General features: G+C 73.8%; 3 protein-coding genes. 2 read left to right on the top strand and 1 reads right to left on the bottom strand.

Translation table 11 applies throughout. The annotated features are described in order from the left end of the window. Positions 1-670 (bottom strand): MFS transporter (locus DKL51_RS29390; RefSeq protein ID WP_124812810.1); only part of this gene is annotated, 670 nt, incomplete at its 3' end. Positions 671-776: 106 nt separating this feature from the next. On the opposite strand from DKL51_RS29390, the gene DKL51_RS29385 reads away from it, so the two are divergent. Together DKL51_RS29385 and DKL51_RS29380 are read left to right on the top strand one after the other, a co-directional pair. Beyond that, positions 777-1,403, top strand: a complete 627-nt coding sequence (locus tag DKL51_RS29385) for a TetR/AcrR family transcriptional regulator (protein WP_109948033.1) — start codon at positions 777-779, stop codon at positions 1,401-1,403. Positions 1,404-1,518: 115 nt separating this feature from the next. Next, complete coding sequence (locus DKL51_RS29380) at positions 1,519-2,856, top strand: acetyl-CoA carboxylase biotin carboxylase subunit (RefSeq protein WP_109948034.1); 1,338 nt, start codon at positions 1,519-1,521, stop codon at positions 2,854-2,856. Positions 2,857-2,896 lie beyond the last annotated feature (40 nt).

Genomic DNA, 2,896 nt, shown 5'->3' with positions numbered 1-2,896 from the left:
ACACGCCCCCGCTTCCCCCGCCGATCTTGCAGTCATGGCCGCCGACATGCCCCGTTCGGGCGGCTTTGTCCGGGCGGCAACTGCAAGATCGCGGAACTCGGGTGGGGCGGAGGGAGAGGACGAGGAGGGCGGCGGCGGCGAAGGTGAGGGCGTCGACGGTGAACGGGAGGGCCGCCGAGATCGCGAAGAGGACGCCGGCGAGCGGAGCGCCGAGGAAACCGCCGGCGACCGCGGTGCCGGCCTGGAGGCGGCCGTTGGCGGTGGGCAGGGCAGTCGGGGGGACCACGGACGGGAGCACGGCGAAGGAGGCCGCGTCGAAGACGGTGCCGAGGGTGGCGAGCACAAGGGCGGCCACCGCCACCGTCGCCAGCCCGGCCCGGCCGGTGGCGACCAGTACGGCCAGGGCGGCCACCACGCCCGCCCGCAGCCCGTCCACGGCCGCCATCGTGCGGCGGCGGTCCCACCGGTCGGCGTACGCCCCGCCGAGCAGGCCGAGCAGCAGCGGCGGGAGCTGACCGGCGACGGTCACCGCGGCGATCGCCCGAGGGTCGCGGGTCAGCGTGGCGGCCAGCAGGGCCAGTGCCGGCGTACGCAGGGCGTCGCCGAACCGGGAGGAGACGGCGGCGGACCAGAGCAGTCGGTAGTCGCGGCCGAGCACGGGAGCGGTCATGCCGACGGACCCTGCGGCCTGAACCGGGTCGAGGGTCAAGTGCGTGGGGCGACCGACGGGTAACCGAGCCTCCACCTCGTTCCCCTCGCGGTCTAGGCTTGCCCGCGTGGCGGTGGAACAGCAGGCGCGGGGCGCAACGAACGGCGCGACGGGTGCGGGCCGACGCCGGTCCCGGCGGGACGAGATCCTGGAGATCGCGGTCGGCCTCTTCGCCGCGCGCGGCTACCACGGCGTGTCGATGGACGACATCGGCGCCGCCGCCGGGGTGACCGGTCCGGCCCTCTACCACCACTTCGCCGGCAAGGAGGCGATGCTGGTGGCCGCCCTGATCCCGGTCAGCGAGGGGCTGCTCGAGGGCGGGCGGAAGCGGGCCGCCAACCACCCGGACGACCCGCGCGGCACGCTGGAGTCGCTGATCGACTTCCACGTCGACTTCGCGCTGGCCAACCCGGCGGTGATCGCCCTGCACCTGCACGAGCTGGACCGGCTGCCGGACGAGCCGCGCCGCCGGATCCGCCGGCTGCAGCGGCTCTACGTCGAGGAGTGGGTGACCGTGCTGACCGCGCTGCACCCGGGGCTGCCGGACGGCGAGGCGCGGGTGCTCGCGCACGCCGCGTTCGGCCTGATGAACTCCACCCCGTTCCTCGGCGGCGAGGTGGACCGGCGCCGCCGGGCCGAGCTGCTGCGCGGCGCGACGCTCGCCGCCCTGCTCGCCCCCACCGACCCGGCCTGACCCGCCGGTCCGTTGGGTGCGCTTCCTCGGAGATGCCGCCCCCGGCGACTCGTGAGTAACCTGCGGCCCGTGGTTCCCTAGCACCCGTCCCCACCCCTGGACGCTAGGAGGAAACATGATCGAGTCACTGCTGGTCGCCAACCGGGGCGAGATCGCCCGTCGGATCATCCGGACCGCCAAGCGGCTCGGCATCCGCGCGATCGCGGTGCACTCGGAGGCCGACGCCGGCCTGCCGTTCGTGACGGAGGCCGACGAGGCGGTCTGCGTGGGCCCGGCCAACCCGGCGCAGAGTTACCGGAACGTCGAGGCGATCCTCGCCGCCGCCAAGTCCACCGGCGCGCAGGCGATCCACCCCGGCTACGGCTTCCTCTCGGAGAACGCGGACTTCGCCCGTACGGTCGAGGCCAGCGGCCTGATCTGGGTCGGGCCCGGCGCGGACGCGATCACCGCGATGGGCGACAAGATCAATGCGCGGAACCTGATGGCGGCGGCCGGGGTGCCGGTGGCGCCGGGCACCACCGACCCGGCGGCCGACCTGGACGCGGCGGTCGCGGCCGCTGCGGAGATCGGCTACCCGGTGATGGTGAAGGCGGCGGCCGGTGGCGGCGGCATGGGCATGGGCGTGGCCACGGACGAGGCCGCGCTGCGCACCGAGTACGGCAAGGTCCGCTCCTTCGCCGAGCGGATGTTCGGCGACGGCTCGGTGCTGATCGAGCGGTACTTCCCCCGGGTGCGCCACGTCGAGGTGCAGATCCTCGGCCTGGCCGACGGCCGGGTGGTGGCCCTGGGCGAGCGGGAGTGCTCGGTGCAGCGGCGCAACCAGAAGCTGGTCGAGGAGTCCCCGTCCCCGGCGGTCTCGCCCGAGCTCCGCGAGCGTTTCCTCGCGGCGGCGGTACGCGCCGGTGAGGCGGTCAACTACCGCAACGCGGGCACGGTGGAGTGCCTGCTGGACCCGGCCACGAACGAGTTCTTCTTCCTCGAGATGAACACCCGGCTCCAGGTCGAGCACCCGGTGACCGAGTACGTCTACGGCGTCGATCTGGTCGAGGAGCAGCTGCGGGTGGCCGCCGGCCTGGCCCCGACCTTCGACCCGGACGCGCTCGCCCCGCGCGGGCACGCCATCGAGCTGCGGATCAACGCCGAGGACCCGAAGCGCTTCCTGCCCGGTCCCGGCGCGATCAAGACCTGGACCGAGCCGACCGGCGAGGGCGTCCGGGTCGACTCCGGTTACGTCGAGGGCAACACCGTCACCCCCTTCTACGACAGCCTGATGGCCAAGCTGATCGTCAGCGGCGCGGATCGGGCCGAGGCGATCGAGCGGGCGAAGGCAGCGGTGGCCCAGTTCGAGATCGCCGGCCCGAAGTGCAACCTGCCCTTCTTCGCCGAGCTGCTGGAGAACGAGGAGTTCATCTCCGGCGACTACGACACCGCCATCGTCACCCGCATGCGCTGACCCCCACCCCACTCCCGCCGGACTGGGGTGGTGGGTGCGG

The organism is Micromonospora globispora (assembly GCF_003857015.1).
In the GTDB taxonomy this organism is placed as follows: Bacteria; Actinomycetota; Actinomycetes; order Mycobacteriales; family Micromonosporaceae; genus Micromonospora; species Micromonospora globispora.
Note: the sequence above shows the minus strand (reverse complement) of the source record. Positions and strands in the feature narration are given on the sequence as shown.

Excerpts from the sequence above, each read along its gene's own strand:
- DKL51_RS29380 (WP_109948034.1), top strand. The coding sequence starts at position 1,519 with ATGATCGAGTCACTGCTGGTCGCCAACCGGGGCGAGATCGCCCGTCGG.